Origin of the sequence: Streptomyces sp. NPDC005898, from assembly GCF_040629635.1 — a bacterium.
Lineage (GTDB): Bacteria > Actinomycetota > Actinomycetes > Streptomycetales > Streptomycetaceae > Streptomyces.
Genome location: NZ_JBEXWC010000006.1, coordinates 148,856 through 173,408, shown reverse-complemented (window position 1 = coordinate 173,408; position 24,553 = coordinate 148,856). Strand labels below are relative to the sequence as shown.

At 72.4% G+C, this 24,553-nt stretch carries 19 protein-coding genes; 8 read left to right on the top strand and 11 right to left on the bottom strand.

Annotated elements, in window-relative coordinates; all coding sequences use genetic code 11:
- Window positions 1-4: 4 nt before the first annotated feature.
- Window positions 5-931: an NAD(P)-dependent oxidoreductase gene (locus ABZ385_RS11165; protein ID WP_358911006.1), complete on the top strand. Its 927-nt coding sequence runs from the start codon at window positions 5-7 to the stop codon at window positions 929-931.
- A gap of 92 nt (window positions 932-1,023) precedes the next feature.
- Here the strand turns inward: ABZ385_RS11165 and hemE are convergent, their stop codons facing one another.
- Window positions 1,024-2,097, bottom strand: a complete 1,074-nt coding sequence (hemE, locus tag ABZ385_RS11160) for a uroporphyrinogen decarboxylase (RefSeq protein ID WP_358699728.1) — start codon at window positions 2,095-2,097, stop codon at window positions 1,024-1,026.
- 85 nt (window positions 2,098-2,182) lie between these two features.
- Here hemE and ABZ385_RS11155 point away from each other — a divergent pair, with 85 nt between their 5' ends.
- From ABZ385_RS11155 to ABZ385_RS11135, 5 genes are all read left to right on the top strand, one after another.
- On the top strand, window positions 2,183-2,845 hold the full coding sequence (locus tag ABZ385_RS11155) for a DUF3000 domain-containing protein (RefSeq protein WP_358583687.1): 663 nt from the start codon (window positions 2,183-2,185) through the stop codon (window positions 2,843-2,845).
- 265 nt (window positions 2,846-3,110) lie between these two features.
- Window positions 3,111-3,773, top strand: coding sequence for a response regulator transcription factor (locus ABZ385_RS11150; protein WP_030687574.1), 663 nt, complete (start codon window positions 3,111-3,113; stop codon window positions 3,771-3,773).
- 78 nt (window positions 3,774-3,851) lie between these two features.
- Complete coding sequence (locus tag ABZ385_RS11145; protein ID WP_358911004.1) at window positions 3,852-5,126, top strand: ribonuclease D; 1,275 nt, start codon at window positions 3,852-3,854, stop codon at window positions 5,124-5,126.
- 352 nt (window positions 5,127-5,478) lie between these two features.
- Window positions 5,479-6,705, top strand: coding sequence for an acetyl-CoA C-acyltransferase (locus ABZ385_RS11140; RefSeq protein WP_358583683.1), 1,227 nt, complete (start codon window positions 5,479-5,481; stop codon window positions 6,703-6,705).
- Window positions 6,702-8,834, top strand: coding sequence for a 3-hydroxyacyl-CoA dehydrogenase NAD-binding domain-containing protein (locus ABZ385_RS11135; protein ID WP_358583681.1), 2,133 nt, complete (start codon window positions 6,702-6,704; stop codon window positions 8,832-8,834). Before ABZ385_RS11140 ends, ABZ385_RS11135 begins: the two co-directional genes overlap by 4 nt.
- A 102-nt stretch (window positions 8,835-8,936) precedes the next feature.
- Here ABZ385_RS11135 and ABZ385_RS11130 read toward each other — a convergent pair whose 3' ends face one another.
- Window positions 8,937-10,013, bottom strand: coding sequence for a hypothetical protein (locus tag ABZ385_RS11130; RefSeq protein ID WP_358911002.1), 1,077 nt, complete (start codon window positions 10,011-10,013; stop codon window positions 8,937-8,939).
- Between the two features lie 67 nt (window positions 10,014-10,080).
- On the opposite strand from ABZ385_RS11130, the gene ABZ385_RS11125 reads away from it, so the two are divergent.
- Window positions 10,081-10,452, top strand: coding sequence for an NTP pyrophosphohydrolase (locus ABZ385_RS11125; protein WP_358911000.1), 372 nt, complete (start codon window positions 10,081-10,083; stop codon window positions 10,450-10,452).
- A gap of 14 nt (window positions 10,453-10,466) precedes the next feature.
- On the opposite strand, the gene ABZ385_RS11120 is transcribed toward ABZ385_RS11125, so the two are convergent.
- The 5 genes from ABZ385_RS11120 to ABZ385_RS11100 all read right to left on the bottom strand — a co-directional run bounded on the left by ABZ385_RS11120 (window position 10,467) and on the right by ABZ385_RS11100 (window position 17,314).
- Window positions 10,467-11,540 (bottom strand): NlpC/P60 family protein, encoded by a 1,074-nt coding sequence (locus ABZ385_RS11120; RefSeq protein WP_358583675.1) that lies wholly within the window; start codon window positions 11,538-11,540, stop codon window positions 10,467-10,469.
- A gap of 16 nt (window positions 11,541-11,556) precedes the next feature.
- On the bottom strand, window positions 11,557-12,039 hold the full coding sequence (locus ABZ385_RS11115) for a poly-gamma-glutamate biosynthesis protein PgsC/CapC (RefSeq protein WP_358583673.1): 483 nt from the start codon (window positions 12,037-12,039) through the stop codon (window positions 11,557-11,559).
- On the bottom strand, window positions 12,036-13,670 hold the full coding sequence (gene pgsB, locus ABZ385_RS11110; protein WP_358910998.1) for a poly-gamma-glutamate synthase PgsB: 1,635 nt from the start codon (window positions 13,668-13,670) through the stop codon (window positions 12,036-12,038). Before pgsB ends, ABZ385_RS11115 begins: the two co-directional genes overlap by 4 nt.
- Before the next feature lie 5 nt (window positions 13,671-13,675).
- Window positions 13,676-15,913: a HAMP domain-containing protein gene (locus ABZ385_RS11105; RefSeq protein ID WP_358910997.1), complete on the bottom strand. Its 2,238-nt coding sequence runs from the start codon at window positions 15,911-15,913 to the stop codon at window positions 13,676-13,678.
- 198 nt (window positions 15,914-16,111) lie between these two features.
- Window positions 16,112-17,314 carry a CapA family protein gene (locus tag ABZ385_RS11100; protein ID WP_358910995.1) on the bottom strand — a complete coding sequence of 401 codons (1,203 nt, stop codon included), beginning with the start codon at window positions 17,312-17,314 and terminating at the stop codon, window positions 16,112-16,114.
- Window positions 17,315-17,337: 23 nt separating this feature from the next.
- On the opposite strand from ABZ385_RS11100, the gene ABZ385_RS11095 reads away from it, so the two are divergent.
- Window positions 17,338-18,324, top strand: a complete 987-nt coding sequence (locus ABZ385_RS11095; RefSeq protein WP_358910993.1) for a hypothetical protein — start codon at window positions 17,338-17,340, stop codon at window positions 18,322-18,324.
- A gap of 33 nt (window positions 18,325-18,357) precedes the next feature.
- Here ABZ385_RS11095 and ABZ385_RS11090 read toward each other — a convergent pair whose 3' ends face one another.
- The 4 genes from ABZ385_RS11090 to dxs form a co-directional block, all read right to left on the bottom strand.
- On the bottom strand, window positions 18,358-19,164 hold the full coding sequence (locus ABZ385_RS11090) for an endonuclease/exonuclease/phosphatase family protein (protein ID WP_358911150.1): 807 nt from the start codon (window positions 19,162-19,164) through the stop codon (window positions 18,358-18,360).
- Window positions 19,165-19,268: 104 nt separating this feature from the next.
- Window positions 19,269-20,753, bottom strand: a complete 1,485-nt coding sequence (locus tag ABZ385_RS11085; RefSeq protein WP_358910991.1) for a glycosyltransferase family 39 protein — start codon at window positions 20,751-20,753, stop codon at window positions 19,269-19,271.
- A gap of 82 nt (window positions 20,754-20,835) precedes the next feature.
- Entirely contained in the window at window positions 20,836-22,362 is a 1,527-nt protein-coding gene (locus tag ABZ385_RS11080; protein WP_358583663.1) for an amino acid permease, read from the bottom strand.
- A gap of 114 nt (window positions 22,363-22,476) precedes the next feature.
- Window positions 22,477-24,405, bottom strand: a complete 1,929-nt coding sequence (gene dxs / locus ABZ385_RS11075; RefSeq protein WP_358583662.1) for a 1-deoxy-D-xylulose-5-phosphate synthase — start codon at window positions 24,403-24,405, stop codon at window positions 22,477-22,479.
- Window positions 24,406-24,553: the final 148 nt, after the last annotated feature.

The window sequence follows — 24,553 nt, the reverse complement described above, 5'->3', positions numbered from 1 at the left end:
CCCCGTGCGCATACTCCTCCTCGGCTCCACCGGATACCTCGGCGGGCACGTCGCAGAGCGGCTGCGGGCCCTGCCGGGCGTACGGCTGCTGCGCGGCGGCCGCGCACCCGTCGACGACCACCGGATCGACCTCTCCACCGACTCCGTCGACGCGCTCGCCGAGCAGTTGGGCCGGGCCGCGCCCGACGCCGTGGTCAACTGCGCGGGCGCCGTCGGCGGCGCCCCGTCGGTCCTGGCCGAGGTCAACTCCCGCGGCCCCGCGGCCCTGTGCGAGGCCCTGCGGGCGGCGGCGCCCACCGCGCGCCTGGTGCACCTCGGCTCGGCGGCGGAGTACGGGCCGAGCGGCGTCGGCGAGCGGGCCACCGAGGACACCCCCGCCCGCCCCCTCACCCCCTACGGCGCCACCAAGCTGGCCGGCACCCTCGCCGTCCTGGACACGCCGCTCGACGCCACCGTCCTGCGGATCACCGACCCGGTGGGCCCCGGGGCGCCCCCGGACGGCCTGCCCGGCCGCCTCACCGCCGAGCTGAGCCGCGCCCTGACCCGGACACCGCACGGCCCGGTGCGCGTCGGCGTCCTCTCGGCGCACCGGGACTTCGTCGACGTACGCGATGTCGCGCAGGCCGTGGCGCTCGCGCTGGCCCTGCCGGGGCGGCTGCCGCGCCTGCTCAACATCGGCAGCGGCCGGGCCGTGCCGGTGCGCGACCTGGCGCGGGCCCTCGCGACCCTCGCGGGCTTCACCGGCGACATCGAGGAGGCGCCGGGCGCGGCGGGACGCTCGGCGGCGGTGCCCTGGCAGTGCTCCGACGTGACGGCCGCCGAGTGGGAGCTGGGCTGGCAGCCGCGGTTCACGCTGCGGGAGTCGCTGGCCGCCCTGTGGGCCGTGGACGGCTCCCCGCGCCCGGCGCCGGCCGCCGGGGACCCGCGCTGATCCCGCCGGTCCCGCTGCCGGCCCACGGCGCGTCCCGCCCCACGTGAAAACGGCCCCCGCCCGTTCGGGCAGGGACCGTTTTCGGACTTTCTTCAGCGGGCCGTGCGCGTGTGGACGTAGTCCACGAGCCGGGTCAGCGCCTCGGGGTCCGTGGTCGGCAGGACGCCGTGGCCGAGGTTGAAGATGTGGCCCTCCAGGCCCTCCGCGGCGGCCAGCACCTCGTCCGTCTTCGTCTCGACGGCCTCGCGCGTGGAGAAGAGGACGGCCGGGTCGAGGTTGCCCTGCAGCGCCTTGCCGGGGCCGACGCGCCGCGCCGCCTCGTCCATCGGCACCCGCCAGTCCACGCCGACGACGTCCGCGCCGGCCTCGCCCATCGCCCCGAGCAGCTCACCGGTGCCGACGCCGAAGTGGATGCGGGGCACGCCGTACCCGGCGACCGCGTCGAAGACCTTGGCCGAGGCCGGCAGCACCGAGCGGCGGTAGTCGGCGGGCGAGAGCGCGCCCACCCACGAGTCGAAGAGCTGCACCGCGCTGGCGCCCGCCTCGATCTGCACCTTCAGGAAGGCGGCGGTGATCTCCGCGAGCCGGTCGAGCAGGTCGGCCCAGAGCTGCGGGTCGCCGTACATCAGCGCCTTGGTGTGCTCGTGGTTGCGGCTCGGGCCGCCCTCCACGAGGTAGCTGGCGAGGGTGAAGGGCGCCCCGGCGAACCCGATGAGCGGGGTGGAGCCCAGCTCGCCCGTCAGCATCCCGATCGCCTCGGTGACGTAGTGGACGTCCTCCGGGGTGAGGTCGCGCAGCTGCGCGAGGTCGGCGCGCGAGCGGATCGGGTTCTCGACGACCGGTCCGATGCCGGGCTTGATGTCGAGGTCGACGCCGATCGCCTTCAGCGGGACGACGATGTCGCTGAAGTAGATCGCCGCGTCCACGTGGTGGCGGCGCACCGGCTGCAGCGTGATCTCGGTGACGAGGTCGGGCCGCATGCAGGACTCCAGCATGGCCGTGCCCTCGCGGACCTTGCGGTACTCGGGAAGTGAGCGCCCCGCCTGCCGCATGAACCAGACCGGCGTGTGCGGCACCGCCTCGCGCCGGCACGCCTTCATGAAGGGGGAGTCGTACGTCGCTGTGTTCTGCCGGCCCGTGGGGCTCTGGCTGTTGTTGGCACTCACGCGGAAAGTCTCGCACGTCGACCGGGAGCCCCCTCACGGGTGTCTCTCCCTGCGCGAAGGCGTCGTTCCCCTTAACCTTCCCCGCATGGCTGCGGCTCAGGGACAACGGTCGGACGGCGCTGGAGAGATGGACGGTTCGGAGGGGAATGTGGCGGATGCGGCTCCGCCGCCCTTCCGCGCGGCGGTCGAGGCGCTGCGGGAGGCACGGCTGCGGCCGGAGATCGAGATCGAGCCGACGCGACCGCCGCAGCGGCTCGCGCCCTACGCGTACGCGCTGGAGGCGGCGGTCGTGGACGGCGAGGAGGACCTCGCGGACGGGCGGCTCGTGCTGCTCCACGACCCGGCGGGACACGACGCCTGGAAGGGGCAGTTCCGGTTCGTGACGCTGGTGCGGGCGGAGCTGGAGCCGGAGATGGCCGCGGATCCGCTGCTCCCGGAGGTCTGCTGGACGTGGCTGACCGGGGCGCTGCGCTCGCGCGGGCTCTCGGTCGGGGAGGCGAGCGGCACGGTGACCCGCGCGGGGTCGTACTACTTCGGGGGGCTCTCGGAGCGCCCGCCCGCCTCACAGATCGAGATCCGGGCGTCCTGGACCCCCCGCGAGGGCGGCGCGGGAGTGCCGGACACGGCGGCGCATCTGGGGGCGTGGTGCGAGCTGCTGTGCCAGGTGGCGGGGCTGCCGCCGGCCGGGCCCGCGGGGGACGGCTCCGTGGTGTCGCTGCCCCAGCGGCGGGGGCCGCTCTCCCCCTGACCGTCCGGCGCACCGTGACCGCCCCGTGGCCCCACGCCACGGGGCGCTTCTGTGTCGCTCGGAAGAGTGACGGTTCGGAATGATCTTCGGATGGTCGAGCGCGTGTCCGAATTGCCCCGATTGACACTCATCAAATCGTGATCATTCCTAAAGCCCGACGGGTTTGCTGCCGAAGAGGTTTGTGACCTTGAAAAGCATGGTTCGTCCCGGCTTCCTCCCCGAGCCGGTCCCGTCCCGCCCCCTTCCGCTCCCCCCAGGAGGCCTGGTGTCCGTTCTCCTCGAGCAGCCCGCAAGCCTGGTCGCCTACCGCCCGAACAAGCCGACCGCCATGGTCGTCGTGGCCGACCCCCGCGTCAGATCCACCGTCACCCGCCACCTGTGGGCCCTCGGTGTACGCGACGTCATCGAGGCCTCGTCGATCGCGGAGGCTCGTCCCCGCATCGGCAACCCCCGCGACATCTGCGTCGCAGACGTCCACCTCCCCGACGGCTCCGGCCTGACGCTGCTGTCCGAGACCCGTGCCGCGGGCTGGCCCAACGGCCTCGCCCTCTCCGCCGCCGACGACATCGGCGCCGTGCGCAACGCCCTCGCGGGCGGCGTCAAGGGCTACGTCGTCACCGGCACGCGGACGAACGTCGGACTCCCCACCCGCCCCGGCGCCGCCCCCATCGGTTCGGCCGCCGCCCGAATGCACCGCCGCCCCCCGGGCGCCCCGAGCCACCCCGGCGGCTACCGCGAGCTGTCCGGCCGGGAGGTCGAGGTGCTCCGGCTCGTCGCCGAGGGCCAGTCCAACAAGGCCATCGGCGTCTCCATGGGCCTGTCCGCCCTGACCGTCAAGAGCCACCTCGCCCGGATCGCGCGCAAGCTCGGTACGGGTGACCGGGCCGGGATGGTGGCGGTCGCGCTGCGCACCGGAATCATCCACTGACCGATTTACACCCCTCCCGCGCCCGTCGACGGAACGTTCCGTCGACGGGTGCCGCGCATACCCGGATACCCTTGACAGGTGACCGACGCCCAAGAGACCGCAGCAGACAGCTCACTGCGAACCACCGGAGGCGCCCCTCCGGACGACGGCCTCGCTTCCGATGGGCTGCCGACCCCCTTGCTGGAACCGCGTGACGGCATTCCGCCGGTGATCGCCGACGAGGAATCCCTCGCCGCGACGATCGCCGCCTATGCCCGCGGCACCGGCCCCGTCGCCGTCGACGCCGAGCGCGCGTCCGGCTACCGGTACGGCCAGCGCGCCTACCTCGTCCAGCTCCGCCGCGAGGGCGCGGGCTCCGCGCTCATCGACCCCGTGGCCTGCCCCGACCTCTCCGCGCTCGGCGAGGCCATCGGCGACACCGAGTGGGTGCTGCACGCCGCCACCCAGGACCTGCCGTGCCTGCGCGAGATAGGCATGGTCCCCTCGCGGATCTTCGACACCGAGCTGGCGGGCCGGCTCGCCGGGTTCCCGCGCGTGGGTCTCGGCGCGATGGTCGAGAGCGTGCTCGGCTTCAGCCTGGAGAAGGGCCACTCCGCCGTCGACTGGTCAACTCGGCCCCTCCCCGAGCCCTGGCTGCGGTACGCCGCGCTCGACGTGGAGCTCCTCGTCGACCTGCGCGACGCCCTGGAGAAGGAGCTGGACCGGCAGGGCAAGCTGGAGTGGGCCCGCGAGGAGTTCGACGCCATCGCCTCCGCGCCGCCCGCGCCGCCCCGCAAGGACCCCTGGCGGCGGACGTCCGGCATGCACAAGGTGCGCAGGCGCCGGCAGATGGCGGTCGTACGGGAGCTGTGGAACGCCCGCGACCGGATCGCGCAGCGGCGCGACGTGTCGCCGGGCAAGGTGCTCGGCGACGGCGCGATCGTCGAGGCGGCGCTCGCCCTGCCGCCCAACGTGCACGCGCTCGCGGGGCTCACCGGCTTCGGGCACCGCATGGGGCGGCGCCAGCTGGAGCAGTGGCAGGCCGCGGTGGACCGCGCCAAGGCGCTGCCGGACTCCGAGCTTCCGCAGCCCGGGCAGACGGTGAGCGGGCCGCCGCCGCCACGGGCCTGGGCGGACCGCGACCCCGCGGCGGCCGCGCGGCTCTCCGCCGCGCGGGCGGCGATCTCCTCGCTCGCCGAGGGCCTCAACATGCCCCAGGAGAACCTGATCACTCCGGACACGGTCCGGCGGCTGTGCTGGGAGCCTCCGGCTCAGGTGGACGCGGACGCGGTGGCGGCGGCGCTGGCGGCGTACGGGGCGCGGCCGTGGCAGGTCACGCAGGTGACCCCCGCGCTGGTGACGGCGCTCTCCTGACCCGGCGCCCCCTCTCGCCGCCCCGCCCGGGCAGACGTGCGGGCACCGCGCATCGGGGCGACCGCCCCACCCCGACCCGCCGCTCCGCGGCGGACACCTCCCACCCACCCACCCGTTTACCCGGCATCCCACGGTGACCGACCCCCAGCCCCCACCAACCCGGGGCAACGGGTGGGTGGGTGGGAAAACACCCGCCGCGAAGCGGCGGACACCCACCCCACCGCCCGGCGCGAGCCGATTGTGACGTTCGCCTCCCCGAGCCGACCCTTGGCCACATAGTTACCGACAAGTAGCATGGCCGGAGGAAGCGCGCCGCAGGCGTGGCGCAACCGCACCCTGGAGGAGAGCCATCGTGCCTCGTACCGTCAGGGACGTCGTCTTCGTGGACGGCGTCCGCACCCCGTTCGGCAAGGCGGGTCCGAAGGGCATCTACCACGAGACCCGTGCCGATGACCTCGTCGTGAAGGCCATCCGGGAGCTGCTGCGCCGCAACCCGGACCTCGACCCCGCCAAGATCGACGAGGTCGCCATCGCGGCGACCACGCAGATCGGCGACCAGGGTCTGACGATCGGCCGCACCGCCGGCATCCTCGCCGGGCTCCCGCAGTCCGTGCCCGGCTACTCCATCGACCGCATGTGCGCCGGAGCCCTCACCGCCGTGACCTCGGTCGCCGGCAGCGTCGCCTTCGGCGCGTACGACATCGCCGTGGCCGGCGGCGTCGAGCACATGGGCCGCCACCCCATGGGCGAGGGCGTCGACCCGAACCCCCGCTTCGTGAGCGAGAAGCTGGTCGACGAGTCCGCCCTGTTCATGGGCATGACCGCCGAGAACCTGCACGACCGCTACCCGAGCATCACCAAGCTGCGCGCCGACGAGTACGCCGTGCGCTCGCAGGAGAAGGCCGCCAAGGCCTACGCCGACGGCAAGATCCAGGCCGACCTCGTGCCGATCTCCGTACGCCGTACCAACGAAGAGGCCGGTGAGACCGGCTGGGGCCTCGCCACCGCCGACGAGCCGATGCGCCCGGGCACCACCCTGGAGAACCTCGCCGGGCTGAAGACGCCGTTCCGTACCCACGGCCGCGTCACGGCCGGCAACGCCGCCGGGCTCAACGACGGCGCCACCGCCTCCCTGATCGCCTCCGAGGAGTTCGCGCGGGAGAACAACCTCCCCGTGAAGATGCGCCTCGTCTCGTACGCCTTCGCGGGCGTCGAGCCGGAGGTCATGGGCTATGGCCCGATCCCGGCCACGGAGAAGGCGCTCGCCAAGGCGGGCCTGTCCATCTCCGACATGGGTCTCTTCGAGATCAACGAGGCGTTCGCCGTGCAGGTGCTCGCCTTCCTGGAGCACTACGGCATCGCGGACGACGACGCGCGCGTCAACCAGTACGGCGGCGCCATCGCGTTCGGCCACCCGCTCGCCTCCTCCGGCGTACGCCTGATGACGCAGCTGGCGCGGCAGTTCGAGGAGCAGCCCGAGGTGCGTTACGGCCTCACGACCATGTGTGTCGGCTTCGGCATGGGCGCCACGGTCATCTGGGAGAACCCGAACCACAAGGACGCCGGAGGCGACAAGTGAGCACCACGACCACCGAGCTTCTGAAGGGTGCGGCCGAGCTGTTCCCGGACGAGGTCGTCACGCAGGCGCACGTGCGCCACCTCGAGCTGCCGGGCGGCGCGGGGCGCTTCGCGCTCATCACGCTGGACAACGGCTTCGACCACACCAAGCCGACCACGTTCGGCCCGGGCTCGCTGGCGAACCTGAACGCCGCGATCGACCAGGTCGAGAAGGAGGCGTCCGAGGGTTCCGTCGTCGGTGTCGGCATCACCGGCAAGCCGTTCATCTTCGCCGTCGGCGCCGACCTCAAGGGCGTGGAGATCCTCAAGCGCCACGAGGACGCGCTGGCCATCGGCAAGGGCGGCCACGACGTCTTCAAGCGCCTGTCGGGCCTCGCCGTGCCGACCTTCGCGTACTACAACGGCGCCGCGATGGGCGGTGGCGTCGAGGTCGGTCTGCACTGCTCGTACCGCACCGTCTCCAAGGCGCTGCCCGCCTTCTCGCTGCCCGAGGTCTTCCTCGGCCTGGTCCCGGGCTGGGGCGGCTGCGCGCTGCTGCCGAACCTGATCGGCGCCGACCGCGCGGTCTCGGTCATCATCGAGAACTCGCTCAACCAGAACCGTCAGCTCAAGGGCAAGCAGGTCTTCGAGCTCGGCATCGCCGACGCGATCTTCGAGGGCGCCGACTTCCTGGAGCAGTCGCTGCTGTGGACGGCCTCCGTCCTCAGGGGCGAGATCGAGGTCGTCCGTCCCGAGGTCGACCGGGGCGAGGCCTGGGACGCCGCCGTCGCGCGCGGCCGTGCCATCGCCGACTCCAAGGTGCACGGCGCCGCTCCGGCCGCCTACCGCGCCCTGGAGATCATCGAGGCCGCCAAGGACGGCGACCTCCAGAAGGGCTTCGACGCCGAGGACAAGGCGCTCGCCGACCTCATCATGGGCGGTGAACTGCGCGCGGGCATCTACTCGTTCAACCTCGTGCAGAAGCGCGCCAAGCGCCCCGCCGGCGCCCCGGACAAGAACCTGGCGCGCCCGGTCACCAAGGTCGGTGTCGTCGGCGCCGGTCTGATGGCCTCGCAGCTCGCGCTGCTGTTCCTGCGCCGCCTGGAGGTGCCGGTCGTGCTGACCGACATCGACCAGGAGCGCGTCGACAAGGGTGTGGGCTACGTCCAGGCCGAGATCGACAAGCTGCTCGGCAAGGGCCGCATCAACCAGGACAAGGCCAACCGCCTCAAGGCGCTGGTGAGCGGCGTCCTGGACAAGGCCGAGGGTTTCTCCGACGCGGACTTCATCATCGAGGCCGTCTTCGAGGAGATCGGCGTCAAGCAGCAGGTCTTCGCGGAGGTGGAGGCGGTCGCCCCGGCGCACGCCATCCTCGCCACGAACACCTCCTCGCTGTCGGTCACCGAGATGGCGTCGAAGCTGAAGCACCCCGAGCGGGTCGTCGGCTTCCACTTCTTCAACCCGGTCGCGATCCTGCCGCTCCTGGAGATCGTGCGCGGCGAGCGGACCGACGACGCCTCGCTGGCCACGGCGTTCGGTGTCGCCAAGAAGCTGAAGAAGACCGCGGTGCTCGTGAAGGACGCCCCGGCGTTCGTCGTGAACCGCATCCTGACCCGCTTCATGGGCGAGATCCAGAACATCATCGACGAGGGCACCCCGGTCGCCGTCGCCGAGAAGGCCATCGAGCCGCTCGGTCTGCCGATGTCGCCGCTGGTCCTCCTGGAGCTGGTCGGCCCGGCCATCGGCCTGCACGTCTCGGAGACGCTGAACCGCGCCTTCCCGGAGCGCTTCACCGTCTCCCCGAACCTCGCGGCCGTCGTCAAGGCGGGCAAGCGCGGCTTCTACGTGTACGACAGCGGGAAGCCGGAGCTGGACCCCGAGGTCGCCGCCCTCCTCAAGCAGGGCGACGTCGTCCTCACCGAGGAGCAGGTGCGCGACCGGGTGCTCGACGCGGTGGCCCAGGAGATCGGGCTCATGCTCGACGAGGGCGTCGTCGCCGAGGCCCAGGACATCGACCTGTGCCTGATCACCGGCGCGGGCTGGCCCTTCCACCTGGGCGGCATCACGCCGTACCTGGACCGTGAGGGCGTCAGCGAGCGGGTGAACGGCAAGCGGTTCCTCGCCCAGGGCGTGGCGAGCGTCCCGGCGTAACTCCTGCGCCGCCGCAACACGGCCGGGGCCGTACGGGAGCGACTCCCGTACGGCCCCGGCCGTTTCGCCGCCCGCGCGCCGTTTCCCGGTGCGCACCCGGCGTCAGACCGTCGTCCACGCCTCCAGGGCGAGGCCCGGCTCCGCCTTCTGGCGGGCGAGCCGCAGCGTGCCGTCGAGGCCGATCGCCGCCATGACCACGCGGCCCCGGGCGTCGAGGGCCAACGCCGGTGCGCCCATGCAGCGTTCGCCGGTCTCGGCCCACCACAGGCCCGCTTCCTCGTCCTCCGTGGGGAACGCGGCGAGCGCGGGGCGGCCGCCGGCGGTGCGGTGCGCGAGGACCGTGCAGTCGTGGCCGTCTATGGTCGTGCGCAGGGCCGCGACGGGTCCGGTGCCGGGGGCGCCGCCGAGCGGCACGGCCGGGCCGCCGTCGGCCGGGCGGTGGGCGAGCATGCCGCTGCCGTGCGCGTCGGCGGCGTAGTACGTGAAGCGGTCGGGGCCGGTCTCCAGGACCGTGCCCGAGCCGGGGGCCGCGGCGAGCGGCACGTCGTCCCGCCGCGTGAGGTCGCCGCCCTGCTTGTCCTGCGCCCAGCGCAGCGTGGCCTTGTCGCCGGGTGCGAGGACCTCGACGCGGCCGGTGGAGGTGGCGAGGGCGACGATGCCGTCCAGGGCCTCGCGGACCTTGAAGTCCTTCCAGGCCTCCCACTTGCCGCCCTTGCCCTCACGGCGCATCCGCACGCTGTGCACGGCGTCCCGCACGAAGACGTGGACGGTGCCCGCCGCGTCCACGGCGGCCGCGGGCGCGCCGAGGTGGGGGGCGCGCTCGACGAGCTTGGTGTGCGGGTTGCCGAGCGAGCGCCAGTCCATGAGCGGGCGGCCCGTCTGGTACTGGATGGAGTGCACGAGGTCGACGACGACCTTGCCGTCGGCCTCGCGCCGCTCACCGCGGCCCACGAAGTGCACGTAGCCGTCGGCGCCCTGGGCCAGCGTGAGGTAGGTCAGGTCGGGCGCCGCGAAGAAGTCGGGGCCCGTCCAGTCGGGGCCGCCGGGCGCGGTCTCGGTCCAGCGCAGCAGCCCGCCCTCGGCGCGGGCGTACGCGGTGAGGCGGCCGTCCTTGCCGCGCAGCAGCCAGCGGGCGGTGTCCGGGGCACCGGTGCTGACGGACCTCGTCGTCGGCGGCATGTCTCGGCGGCAACCCTTCCACGTTCACGTGCGCACAGCGTTTTGCCTATTAGTTTACGTTTGCCGCATGAGAACTCTTGTCGTCGTCGACGGCGCCAACGTGGTCGGTTCCGTGCCGGACGGCTGGTGGCACGACCGCCGCGGGGCCGCCGAACGCCTGCGGGACCGGCTCGTCGCCCACGCCGAGAAAGGCGTCGAGGGCCACCCGGGCCCGGTGGACGTCGTCCTGGTCGTGGAGGGCGCGGCGCGGGGCGTCGAGTCCGTGCCGGGCGTCCGCGTGGAGAGCGCGCCCGGCAGCGGTGACGACCACATCGTGAAAGTGGCCGCGGAGGCCGCGGGCCGGCCGTGCCTGGTCATCACGGCCGACCGCGAACTGCGCCGCAGGGTCGGTGAGGTGGGCGCCCACTGCGCGGGCCCGAGGACGGTGCGCGCGCCCTGAGCGACCTGCCTCGGCTAGAGCCGCTTCGCGCTGCGCAGCGTCGAGGCGTAGTAGCCGTTGCCGTCGAGGCGGGAGGTGCCGCCCTTGTCGCCGATGGTCGGGCCGTTGACCTCTTCCCGGCTGGAGATGAAGATCTTGTGGCCGTCGGCGTCGTGGCCGAGGAACATGCCGACGTGGTCGAGGCGCTGCTTGGTGCGGGCGTCGAGTTTAAAGAAGACCAGGTCGCCCGGTTGCACCACGTCGATGGACTTGGGGCGGTCGGCCGCGCCGACGCCCTTCAGCTCGATGACGTCCGTGCCGGCCTTGCCGCGCGCCATGCCGTTGGCGGTGCGGGGGAGGCCGTCGCCGGAACTGTCGTCGGCCATCAGGGGGTAGCGGGCCCGGTAGCCGAAGACCGTGCGGATGAAGCCCGAGCAGTCCATGGAGCGGGCCCGCAGCTTCTCGGGCTGGACGGTGGTGCCGTTGCGGAAGGTGTAGGGGATGCCGAGGTAGTCGTAGAAGTCGGACTGCTCCAGGCGCAGGTCGTTGCCGGAGCTGCCGTTGGGGTTCAGCGGACCGAAGTCGGCGTCACCGGCGTACGCGATGCCCTCGTCGTCCTTCTTGACGGGGGCGCCCTCCACGTACTGGAACGCCATCGCGAAGATGTCGTCCTCCTCGCTGCCGGAGAACTCCTTGTACCAGTCCTTGAACCACTTCTCCTTCTCCGCACCCTCGCGCCACGTCTCCGGCATCAGCCGCACCCAGTCGTTGGTGACGACGCGGGACTTGGTGTTCGCGGGCTCGGTGAAGGTGCGGCTCGGGCCGGTCAGCGTGGCGGTGCGGGCGCCGTCGGTGAAGGTGGCGAGCACCTTGCCGCCGTCGGTGCGCAGCACGGAGCGGTCGGGGTTCTTCAGGCGCTCCCACTTCAGCTCGCCGCTCGCCTGCTGCCCGGTGCTGTTGCGCAGCCCCGGGGTGTCGGTGACGGCCTGCACCTTGGGCACCTTGGCCGCTTCGTCCGCGCGCAGTTCCACGGTCAGGTAGGCGCTGCCGGCGAGCAGGGCGAGCACGGTCGCCGCGTGCAGGACGGGACGTTTCTTCTTGGGCGGCATGAATGACTCCAGGGAATCAGGCGGACGGCATGAAGCCGAGGAGGATCCCGGCGGTGAGGACGACGTAGGCCATGAGCGTCACCGAGCCGGTGGCGAGCAGCGTGGGGCCCTTGGGCTGGCGCACGAGCTGGTAGGCGATCAGGCCCGGGACGATGAAGCCGAGGGTCTGGTTCGCGTACATGAGCGGGAACTCCAGGGAGAGCACGATCATCACGGTGGCCTGGAGCGTCACGCCGAGCAGCACGACCGCGGCGAACAGCCGCTTGCCGTAGAGGATCACGTACTTCTGCATCAGCAGGGTGCCGGCGTACGTCAGCACGGTCACGCCGACCACCATGGCCGCGCGCTGGAGGTCCTCGACGAGGGTCAGCGCCAGCCAGCCCGGGGTGATCATGCCGCCGGGCGAGAGGTTGGTCGTCAGGTAGCAGACCAGGGAGAAGAGCAGCCCGAGCGCGATGCCGACCGCGGCGATCTCAGGGGTGAGGACGGAGGGAATCAACGGGGCTCTCCTGGGCTGTGCCACTGCTGGGTGTCGTCTGCGGCGGGCGGTGCGGGCGGCACCCGCGGCTCGAACATGCCGCGGGGGGCGGGGGGCCGGCCGTGGGTCTCGTACGGCTGGTGCTGCTGCTGATGCTGGTGCTGCTGGTGCTGCTGATATGGCTCGTACTGCTGGTGCGGGTCGTACTGCTGCGCCTCGTAGGACTGCTGGGCCTGCTGGGCCTGCTGGGTCTCGTAGCGCTGCTGGGCCTGCTGTGCCTCGTAGGGCTGCTGGTACGGCTCGTGTGCCTCGTACCGCTGTTCCGGGGCGTGGTGCTGCGCGGGGAGGCGGACCTGCGGGTGCTGGCCGGTGCTCGTGTACCGCGTCTCGTACGCCTCGGAGTAGTGCTGATAGGGGTCGACGTGCGGCTCGTAGAACGGCGCGGGCTCCTCGGGGGCCTGCTCCTCGCTCTCGTCCGGCGGCAGCTCCGCGAGGTGTTCCAGGAGCAGCTCGCCCTGGCCGTGGATGTTGCCGATCGCCACCAGGGAGGAGTCGGGACCGAGCTGCGCGAGCATCTCGCGCATGAACTCCTCCGGGTCGCGCCGGTCGCCGCCGAGGTCGACGGCGTGCGAGCGCCACTCGGCGGGGATCGCGTCGATGGCCGACTTGGCGGGGTGGCCGATGACGAAGACCTTGTCCGGCTTCAGGTCGGGGATGATCTCGCCCATCTGGCCGTTGCGCTCGACGCGGTCGGGGCGGCAGTTGATGACGACGTTGAGCGGCCGGTGGATGGCGCCGAGGTCGAGCAGCTGGTTGATGTTCATCAGCGTCGACTCGGGGTCGTTCGCCGCGAAGACGTTGGCGAAGCGGAGCTTCTTGCCGTCCTCGGTGGCGTACCGCTCGACGGAGAGGACACCGGGGTCCGGCGGCGCCTCGTACATGCCCTGGAGGGCGACCTCGCGGCCGACGCCGAGGAGGTCGGCGACCTTCAGCGCGATGGCCACGTTCTCCTTGAAGGTGAACCAGCTGAAGCCGCGCAGCTCGTCGTCGGTGACCGTCTCGGGGTCGGCGTAGACCAGCTCGCAGTTCCGGGCGTCGGCCTCCTCCTTGAGGATGTCGAAGCGGTCCTTCTCCGCGGTCACGCAGATGCCGCCCTCCGGCATGGAGCGCGAGAGCGAGCGCGCCACGTCGTCGAGGGTCGGGCCCATCTCGGCGAGGTGGTCCTCGCGGACGTTGCAGAGCACGCCGATGGTGGAGCGGATCAGCTTGGACTGGTTGATCTCCTGGAGGGCGGGCATGACCGCCATGCACTCGATGACCAGGGCGTCCGGGTGGTAGGCCGCGGCGCGCCGCACGATGCCGATCTGCTCGACGACGTTGGCGATGCCGAACTTGCGGTAGACGGGCTCCTCGGTGGCGTCCGGGTGGATGAACCGGGCGGCGGTGCCGGTGGTCTTGGCGACCGTGGTGAGGCCGCCGCCGCGCAGGGCGCCCGCGCACAGCCGGGTGATGGAGGACTTGCCGCGGATGCCGTTGACGAGCACCCGCGAGGGGATGTGCTCCAGGTTGGCGAAGTGCCGGCGCTGTTCGACGACGCCGGCCACCAACAGGACGGCGCCGCACACCACGAGCACGGTGTAGAGGAAGAGCACGGGGTTCAGTTCCTTCCGGCGAGGCTGGCCGTGACGCCGTCCCGTTTGCGCTGGGTGCCCGTCGGCAGTTGCTGCCGGATGAGTTCCAGACTGCGGGTGACGGCGCCGACCTCGTCGTGGTGGCGCGGGTACAGGACGGTGCGGCGGTCCCCGTCGGCGAGCGCCTCGGCCTGGTCGGCGAGGTGGCGCAGCGGCCGGACGACGACGATGTGCAGCCAGCCGAGGCAGGCCGCCGCCGCGGTGATGCCGAGGAGACCGGCGAGGACGGTGCGGTTCTGCAGGGTGTACTCGGGGATGGCGAGGCCCGACGCGGGCTGCCAGCTGAGCACGGTCCAGCCGAGCGAGCGGGCCGCGCCGCCGCCGACGAAGGGCGCGGCGGCCGCGATCTGGATGTCGTCGCCGTCGCGGTACAGGACGCCGCTGGGGCGCGGGCTGAGGCCGACCTTCTGTCCGGTGCCCTCGGCGAGCGCGTTCAGGCGGCCGCTGGGCAGCCCCTCGAACTCGCGGTAGCCGCTGTTGGCGCCGATCACCTTGCGCTTCTCGTCGATGACGCGGACCTGGCCGAGGCCGGGCCGCTTGAGCAGCGAGTTGAGGAAGTCGATGCGGAACTCGCCCACCACGGCGGCGCCCGCCCGGCCGGGGATCTCGGCCGTGCCGAGGATGACCGGCTCCTTGCCGCCCTCGTCGAGGACCCGGATCTGCTGGGTGGAGGGCCCCTTGCCACCGGGGCTGCGGGGGTCGTCGCCCGCCCGGGCCAGGACCTCGCCCTTGGCGTCGAGGACGTACAGGGACTGGTAGCGGGAGTGCTGGTTCAGGGTGCTCTCGAGGACCGCGGCCATGTCGGTGGCCTTGGTGCGGTTGCCGATGAGGGAGGCGACGGAGGTGAGGTCGGCGTGGCCCTCGTTGAGCGCGCGGCGGACCCGGTCGGTCAGGGTGTCGGTGCGTTCGCGCTGGTCGTTGACCATCTGCTGCGGTACGACGACGGTGTCGCCGGCGCGGTTCAGGAGCAGCATGAGCGGCGCGGACCAGGCGAGCAGGAGGACCGCGCACACCGCGATCAGCGTGCGGCTGCCGAACCGGCCGCGGCGGGCCGGTGTCTGGCCCGCGCCGGCGGGTTCGCCGAGCAGTTGGCGGCGCAGGCGTTCCAGGGCGGCGCCGATGCGGGCCGCCTCGCCGGACTTCGGCACGGTGACGGGCCTGTCCAGGTCGCCGCGGGTCAGCCGGCGGCCTTCGAGGAAGAGCCGGATCAGCGGGCGCTGGACGGTGCGCAGGAGCAGGAAGACGGTGAGCCCGCCGATGAGCAGCAGGGCGGCCGCGGCGAGCAGTCCGAAGGCGGAGCTGTGGGTGGCGACGGGGTCCTCGGCGACCGGGACCATCGCGACGACGGAGAGGCCGAGGCGGGTGGCGACGGTGGCCTTGCCCGCCTCGGGTCCGGCGAGGCTCGCGTAGCCGCCGATGGCGCGTTCACCGAGGTAGCGCTCGCCGGTGAGGTGGCCGCTGACGCCGAGGAAGCCGCCGGAGCCGGGCTCCTTGGACATGAGCGGGTGGGTGCGGGTCTTCTTCGCGGCGGCCTCGGCGAAGGCCTTGAGCTGCTTGTTGGACTGCTTGACCTCGTCGCGCTGGAGGTCGGTGAGGACCTGTTCGGGCTCGGGGATGCCGTCGGTGCTCAGCAGGTGCCCGTCCTGGCCGACGACGCCGATGGAGCGGAACTTGCCGAGGCTGATGCCGGGGAAGCGCAGGCTGCTGGAGGCGACCAGGAGCTGTTGGGGCTGACCCCGCCAGGTGAGCAGGGCGAAGGAGAGCAGGCGTGTCTCGCCGTTCTCCAGGCGCACCATGCGGGGGGCGAGGCCGTCCTCGTCGGCGAGCGCGCCGCGGTCGATGGCGGTCAGCGGGAGGTTCTCGCCGCGGGCGGCGAGGAGCTTGCCCGAGGAGATCTCGACGACCGCGGTGCCCATCCACTTCTGGTAGACGCTGCCGATCTTGTCCAGGACGGCGTCGGGGGGCACCGGTTCGCCGGCGCTGAACAGCTCGGCGGTGCGGGTCAGGTCGGTGACGGACTCGTCGATGGAGGCGCGCAGCGCGATGGCGCCGTCCTCCGCGAAGTGCTGCTGGGACAGCTTGACCGCCTTGGGCACGGCCTCCTGTCCGGCGCGGCCGAGGGTGAGGGCGGTGATGCCCGCGAGGGCGAGGAGCAGGACCGACAGCACGGCGATGGGGGGACGTATGCCACCCAGCAGGGACATGTCGGTCCTTCGGCGGACCTTGTGCCGCCGCTTCGAACGCGAAGCGGCCAAGGGGTGCTCCTCTCCTGGAATGACGCATGGCAGGGAAACGCACAGTGATGCGCTCCGGAGAGGTTCGACCCTCGGTCCGCCGAAAAAGATGTACGGCTTGAATGAGATGTGAGTTACATCGCGTTGCGCGGAGGTTTACCCTCCGGTTCAGTCCGCCGGAAGTTCTTCCAGCGGTTGGAGTCCGTCCTTGCTCGCACCCCTGTTCAGGAGCGTGCCCTGGGTGCGCTCGAAGGCCACCCGGTAGCGGGAGCGCTGCTGCTCACTGAGGCCCTCGCCGTCCCGCAGCACGGCGGCCACGTCGAGGAGCCGGTGGTCCTTGACCGCCCCCTTGGGCAGGGCGCCCGTCTCGTCCGGGTCCGGCGGGATGTCCACGAACGTGGGCACGTACTTGGCCTCGACGTCCCACTTGCCGCCGCGCTTGACGAACTCGAACCAGCCGATGACGCCCTCCTCGGTCAGCCCGCTGGGCACGTCGTGCCGGGCGATCTGGTTGCCGAGGCCGTACGCGATCCAGGTGCCGTCGACCTTCTCCATCGGCTGGACCACGTGGGCGTGGTGGCCGATCACGAGGTCGATGCCGGTCTCCCGGGCGATCCTGCGGGCCAGCGCGAGCTGGGGGCCGCTGGCGTTGGGCTGGTTCTCACGCCCCCAGTGGATGCTGAGGATGACCACTTCGGCGCCGGCCGCCCGCGCCTTCTTCTCGGCGGCGGAGATCCTCCCGAAGTCGTTCTGGTTGACGAGCCACGGCTTGTCCTTCGGGACCTCGCGGCCGTTGAACCCGAAGGCGAAGGCGATCTGCGCGACCTTGACGCCCTTGACCTCGGTGATGAGCGGCTTGTCCGCTTCCGCCGCGCTGCGCGCCGAACCGGTGTGGCGCAGTCCCGCCTTGTCCAGCGTGTTCAGGGTGCGGGTGACGCCGGCGGGGCCGTGGTCGAGCGTGTGGTTCGAGGCGGTCGAGCACTGGTCGTAGCCGACGTCCTTGACCGCCGTGGCTATCTGCGGCGGGACGAGGAAGTCGGGATAGCTCTGGAAGGGGCCGTCGGGCTTGCCCACCACCGGCTCGAAGTGGCAGATGCCGAGGTCGGCCTTGCTGATGACCGGCTTGACCCCGGCCATCATCGGCCCGAAGTCGAGGCCCCGGTCGCCCTTGCCCGTGACCTTGGCGTCCTTGCGGGCCTGGTCGGTGAGCTGGGGGTGGATCAGGATGTCACCCGCGGCGGCGACGGTGAACGAGGGGCCGTCGGCGGCGGCTTCGCCGTCGTCGCCGAAGGGGCCGCAGGCGGCCGTGGCGAAAAGCAGGAGCGCGGAGGCCGCACAGGTCACGAAATGCCTGCCGGAGGGACGTGTCATCACAGGGATATGTTTATACGACCATGATGAACTCCCGCACCCGGCCCATGGCGGTCGCAAAGAAGCTGCGGATCCTCGCCGCCGTCACGGCCTGTGTCCTCAGCCTCTCCCAGTGCACCGGGGACTCCTCGGGCAAGGATCGCGAGCCCACCGGGAAAGGATACCGGTCGCCGCGCGCGGCCATCCCCGAGCCCGGCCTGGAGCGCGTGATCGCCGAGTACACCGCCGGCTTCGGCGAGGACACCGGCTACCGCCACCCCTCCCGCAGGGACCGCGAGACCGTCGCCAAGGGGGTCGCCCTGCTCCTTGACGGCCGCCGCGAGGAGGCCGAACACCGCCTGGCCGACGTGGACTTCGCGCTGCGCACGGTGACCGACGAGGCCACCGGGCGCCGGTACGCGGAAGTGGCCGACCGCTCCGAGGGCGGCACCGCACCCCGTGGCTGGGGGCGCGTCTATCTTGACCTCGACTCCCCCGCGCGCTGGACGGTCCAGGTGCCGCACCCCGTCGCCGACCGGAACACCGAGCGGCTCGGCGCGCGGCTCCTCGGCCGCGCCCCGGGCGGCGTCCTGATCGTCGCGGGAGCACATCGCAAAGCCGGCCGTGCCGACGAGGCCGACGTGGCGCACCGCAGGGACAGCGTCTTCCACGCCGTCTGCGCCGAACTGGCGCGGCGCGGGCTGCCCGGCGTGCAGCTGCACGGCATGGCGGACGACTCGGCTCCGGACCACGACGTGGTCGCCTCCACGGGCCGGGGCTCCGAGGGGCGCCCCGAGGCCCGCGCCCTCGCGGCCGCCCTGCGCAAGAGGGGCTACGACGTGTGCCGGGCCTGGGCCCGGTCCTGCCCCCTGGAGGGCCGCACGAACGTGCAGGGCCGCGCGGCGGCCGCCCACGACGTCTCGTTCCTGCACGTGGAGTTCGGCCCGCGCCTGCGCGAGCGCCCCGCCGACGCGACCGAGGCGGTCAACGCCCTGGCGGAGGTCGTACGGGGGTGGGGGCGCCGCCGCTGACCCGCGCCCGCCCGCACCCGCCCGGCCGGGGATTCATCCCAGCTCCACGTCGCTGTGCAGGAGGTGATGGTCCGAGTACAGGGTCGGATGGACACCGTGCTTGCGCGCGGCGACGTCCCGCAGGAAGACGTAGTCGAACTTGCTGTGCCAGTCCGTGGTGGGCACGCAGCCGGCGGGGCCGCTGGGCGCGGGGCGGCACCCGGGGTCCGTGTCCGTGGCCAGGGACCACATCTTCGCCAGCTCGGGGGCGTCCGGTTCGGCGTTGAAGTCGCCGAGGACGATCGCGCGCTCGTGCCGGGCGACGGCCGCGGCGAGGACCGCGGTCTGTGCCGCCCGGACCTCCTCCTGCCGCCGTTGGGCGAGGTGCGTGTCGAAGACGCGGACGGGCCGGCCGTCGACCTTCGTGGTCACGGCCAGATACCCCCGGTCCTCGGAACCGCCGTCGGGGTAGCGCACGCGCACGCGGTCCGTCATCGGCGCCGCCGAGAGGATCGCCTGGCCGAACCCGCCCGGACGCCAGGGCCATCCTCCGCAGCGGCCCCAACTGCGCAGCACCGTCCCGTACTCGACGTGGTAGACCAGCCCGTACAGGCCCTCCAGATAGTCGCGGATCTTCTCCACGTCCCGTACGCAGGCCTCCTGCAGACCGATGGCCTGCGGCGCGTACGCGGCGATCTCCGCCGCCCGGCCGGCGTTGCCCACCTCGCAGGGGTTGCAGATGTTCCACGTCATGACCCGGTTCGGCACGACCTCCCGGACGGCGTCGGCGGGCAGCGACCGGGCGAGGAAGGCGTCGCCCGGCGCGCTCGGACCGAGAAGCGCCACGCAGAACACGGCCATGGCCACCGCGAGGACCCGCCTGCCCCCTGCCCGCACCCTCGCCTCCCTCACGGTCGATCACCCGACTGTACGCGGGAGCCGACCGCGCCGGCGGCCCGCCGGCCTCACTCCCCCCGCCGGTAGACCACCGCCCCCTCCACGCGCAGCACCGGCTCGTACCCCGCCTTCAGCGCCCTGCGCAGGGACGGGACGCGGGAGAGGCCGTACGGTTTGCCGCGGGAGTCGTCGACGACCAGGGCCGGCGGGTGGGCGCGCCACTCCCTCTCGAAGGTGGGCCACGCGCCCCGCACCCCGTACCTCTGCCCCACCTTCGGGCCGTCGCGGCCGCCGCTGTAGTTGGTCAGCAGGCCCGCCGTCAGGAAGCGGCTCGCGGGGGCGCGGTCGGCCAGCCAGTAGCCCTCCGGGTGCATCCCCCACAGCAGCACCTCGGCGTCGGGCGCCGTGTACGCCCTGACCGTCTCCGCGAGGCGCGTGGCGTGCGCCAGTTCGGGGCGCGGCACGACCAGGCCCCAGGCCAGGAACAGCGCGCACGCGCACCCCGTGACGGCGAGCGCGCGAGCCGTGTGCCGGCGCGGCAGGATCTGCAGGGCCGCCGTGCCCAACAGGGCGAGCGGCGGCATGAGTTGCAGGTAGTAGTGGCCGAAGAAGTGGAAGCCGAGCAGGACCGCCGCCGCCGACGAGGCGAGCCACAGCCACAGCTCCCCCGCCCCGGTGCGGGCGATGCGCAGCACGCGTACCACCGGCGGGACGATGCCCGCGCAGGCCACCGCGAGGAGCGCGGCGTTCACCAGTCCCCGCCCCAGCACGTGGAGTTCGGAGCCGGTGAAGGAGGCGTACGCGCCCGAACCCGTCACCGTCCAGAACAGGAAGCCGGAGAACGTGGTGAGCGCGGCCGCCGCGAGGACGGGGGCGCACAGACCGGCGCCCAGGCGCAGCAGGCCCCGGCGCCCCGCCCCGCCGCGCCACAGCAGCCACAGGACGGGCAGGAGCACCGCGCCCCCGGTCTGCTTGGCGAGGAAGGCGCAGGCGACCGCCGTGCCCGCGGCGCCCCACCGGCGGCGGTCCGCGCACCACATGGCGGCGGCCGTGCAGGGCAGCATGAAGACCTCGAAGCCGGCGGCCTGGGCGTCCTCGGGGTTGAGGCCGACGGAGATCAGCAGGTACAGCACGCCCGCCGTGCGCCCCGCCCCCGCTCCCCAGCGGCGCCGGGCCAGGGAGGCCAGCAGCAGTGCCGTCAGGAGCTGCGCGGCGACCGCGAGGACCTTCAGCGGCAGGAGCGAGGAGTCGCCGAAGAGCGCGAAGGCGCCCGCGTAGAGCCAGGGGACGAGCGGCGGCTTACGGTCGACCACCGTCTCGTACAGCTCGCCGCCGTCGGCCAGCATCCTTGCCTGGACGGCGAGATAGCCCTCGTCGGGGTTCCACAGCGGGCACCGGAAGGAGGGCAGGCGGGTCAGGCACGCCAGGGCGGCGAACAGGGGGAGCAGCCGCAGCCAGGGGGCCGCCCGGTCGCACGCGGTGCGCGACTCGCGCCGGCCCGGCGCCCGGACGTCGCGTACGGAACGTGGTGGGGCGGAGGGCGCGGCGGGCATGTGTGCACGCTATCGGGCCCCGCGCCTTTGGGCGTATCGGGACATACGGGGCCTGTCGAGAGACTTGCCGAAAGACTGCTGGCTACAGTGCGTTACCGGCGCGGGTGTCGCGCACGTGGAGGCGGCTGTGCGAGCGCCCGTACACGAAGTAGATGACGACGCCGATCACCATCCAGATGGCGAACCGCAGCCAGGTCTCCGCCGGCAGGTTGAGCATCAGCCACAGCGAGGCGAGCACCGACAGGATGGGCACGAACGGCACCAGCGGGGTGCGAAACGCGCGCGGCAGGTCGGGGCGCTGCCTGCGCAGCAGGATGACGCCGAGCGCGACGACGACGAAGGCGAACAGCGTGCCGATGTTGACCAGTTCGGCCAGTTCGTCGATGGACGTGAAGCCGGCGACGATCGCCACGATCACGCCGAGCAGGATCGTCGAGCGGTAGGGCGTGCCGAACTTCGGGTGGACCTTGGAGAACGTCAGCGGCAGCAGTCCGTCGCGGCTCATCGCGAAGAAGACCCGGGTCTGGCCGAGCAGCAGGATCATGCAGACCGAGGTGAGGCCGACGGCCGCGCCGAAGCTGATCAGGCCCGCCCAGAAGGGGTGCCCCACGGACTTGAACGCGTCGGCGAGGGGGGCGTCCGTCGACAGTTCGCTGTACTTCTGCATACCGGTGACGACCACCGACACGGCGACGTACAGGAGGGTGCAGATCAGCAGCGAGCCGAGGATGCCGCGGGGCACGTCGCGCTGCGGGTTGTGGGTCTCCTCGGCGGCGGTCGCCACGATGTCGAAGCCGATGAAGGCGAAGAAGACCACGGCCGCCGCGGTGAAGATGCCCATCACGCCGAAGTTCGAGGGCGTGAAGCCGAACATCAGCTGGACCAGCGGCGCGGCGACGCCCCCGGCACCCGCGGGGTGCTCACTCGGCGGGACGAACGGGTCGTAGTTGGCGCCGGTGATGAAGAACGCGCCGACGACGATGACCAGCAGCACCACGGTGACCTTGACGGCGACGATGACGTTGGTCACCCGCGAGGACAGCTTCATGCCGAGGACCAGGATGCCGGTCAGGGCGAGCACCAGCAGGAAGGCCAGCAGGTCGAAGCCGAAGCTTCCCTCGTGCGTCCCGCTGAGCGAGCGCGGCAGGTGCAGGCCCGCGGTGTCCAGGAGGGAGCGCAGATAGCCGGACCAGCCGACCGCGACCACCGCGCAGCCGAGCGCCAGCTCCAGGATGAGGTCCCAGCCGATGATCCAGGCCGGGAACTCCCCGAGGGAGGCGTACGAGAAGGTGTACGCGGACCCGGCCACCGGCACCGTCGAGGCGAACTCGGCGTAGCAGAGCGCCGCGAGCCCGCAGACGAGGCCCGCGACGACGAAGGCGAGGGCCACCGAGGGCCCCGCCGTCTCCTTGGCGATCTTTCCGGTCAGGACGAAGATGCCGGTGCCGATGATCACGCCGACGCCGAAGACCGTGAGGTCGAGGGCGGACAGCGACTTCTTGAGCGCGTGCTCCGGCTCCTCGGTGTCCCTGATGGACTGCTCGACGCTCTTCGTCCTGAAGAGGGTGCTGCTCACGGGCGTACCTCCCACGCTTGTCGTCCCCGACATGATCGAGAGGCCGCGTACCCGGCACGCCCCGGCGCGGGCCCATTCACGCGAATGGGCCGGTCCCACCACCCGTACAGGGTGTCGGGACCGGCCCTTCGGCGGTGTCGGGCGGGGTCAGTCGCGGGCGGGCTCCACGGCGTCCACCTCGTCGCCCGCGCGCTCGTACCGGCCGTCGAGCTTGGCGACCAGACCCGTCACCTGGCGGGCGATGTCCGGGGCGGTCAGCCCGATCTCGGCCATGATCTCCTTGCGGGAGGCGTGGTCGAGGAAGCGCGGCGGGATGCCGAAGTCGCGCAGCGGCACGTCGACGCCCGCGTCGCGCAGGGCCTGGGCGATGGCGGAACCGACGCCGCCCGCGCGGGAGTTGTCCTCGACGGTGACGACGACGCGGTGCTGCTCGGCGAGCGGCGCCATGGCCTCGTCCACCGGCTTGACCCAGCGCGGGTCCACGACGGTCGTGGTGATGCCCTGCTTGTCGAGCAGGCCCGCGATCTCCAGGCACATCGGCGCGAGCGCGCCGACGGACACCAGCAGCACGTCGGGGTGCTCGCTGCCCGCCTCGCGCAGCACGTCCATGCCGCCGACCGTGCCGACGGCCTTGACGGCCGGGCCGACCGCGCCCTTGGAGTAGCGCACGACGGTCGGCGCGTCGTCGACCTCGACGGCCTCGCGGAGCTGGAGGCGGACCTGGTCGGCGTCGCGCGGGGCGGCGATCCGCACCGTCGGCACGCACTGGAGGATCGACATGTCCCACATGCCGTTGTGCGAGGCGCCGTCCGTGCCGGTGACGCCCGCCCGGTCCAGGACGAAGGTGACGCCGCACTTGTGCAGGGCCACGTCCATCAGGAGCTGATCGAAGGCGCGGTTGAGGAAGGTGGCGTACACGGCGAACACGGGGTGCAGGCCGCCGGTGGCCAGGCCCGCCGCGGAGACGGCCGCGTGCTGCTCGGCGATGCCGACGTCGTACACCCGCTCGGGGAACGCCTTGGCGAACTTGGCCAGGCCGACCGGCTGGAGCATGGCCGCTGTGATGGCGACGATGTCCTCGCGCTCGTGGCCGAGCTTGACCATCTCCTCGCCGAAGACGGACGTCCAGTCCATGCCGCCCGCGGCGATGGGCAGACCGGTGTCGGGGTGGATCGGGCCGATGCCGTGGAAATGGTCGGCCTCGTCCTCCTCGGCGGGCTTGTAGCCGCGGCCCTTCTCGGTGAGGCAGTGCACGATCACCGGGCCGCCGAAGCGCTTGGCGCGCTGGAGCGCCGATTCCAGGGCCTCGATGTCGTGGCCGTCGATCGGGCCGACGTACTTCAGGCCGAGGTCCTCGAACATGCCCTGCGGGGCGATGAAGTCCTTCAGGCCCTTCTTGGCGCCGTGCAGCGTCTCGTACAGCGGCCTGCCGACGACCGGGGTGCGCTCCAGGATGTCCTTGCCGCGGGCCAGGAACCGCTCGTAGCCGTCGGTCGTGCGCAGCGTCGCGAGGTGGTTGGCGAGCCCGCCGATCGTGGGCGCGTACGACCGCTCGTTGTCGTTGACGACGATCACGAGCGGGCGGTCCTTGGCGGCCGCGATGTTGTTCAGCGCCTCCCAGGCCATGCCGCCGGTGAGCGCGCCGTCACCGATGACGGCGACGACGTGGTCGTCCTTGCCGCGCACCTCGTTCGCCTTGGCGAGGCCGTCGGCCCAGCCGAGGACCGTGGAGGCGTGGCTGTTCTCGATCACGTCGTGCTCGGACTCGGCGCGCGAGGGGTAGCCGGACAGGCCGCCCTTGCCGCGCAGTCCCTTGAAGTCCTGGCGGCCGGTGAGCAGCTTGTGCACGTAGCTCTGGTGGCCGGTGTCGAAGAGGACCTTGTCCTTGGGGGACTCGAAGACGCGGTGCAGGGCGATGGTCAGCTCGACCACGCCGAGATTGGGGCCGAGGTGGCCGCCGGTCTTGGAGACTGCCTCGACGAGGAAGCCGCGGATCTCTCCGGCCAGCTCGTTCAGCTCCTCGGGGCTGAGCCGGTCCAGATCGCGCGGTCCCGTGATGCGGGTCAGCAGCGGCACCCGTGCCTCCTTGCAATAGAGCTGAGATGTGCTGTTCGAGCGTTGCCGGGTCTGTCGAGTCTAATGTTCCGCCGCCGCGAACCGCGCCCGGGGAGCCGCTCCCGGCTCACACGGAGAACCCCCGCGCCCCTTGGGGGACGCGGGGGAA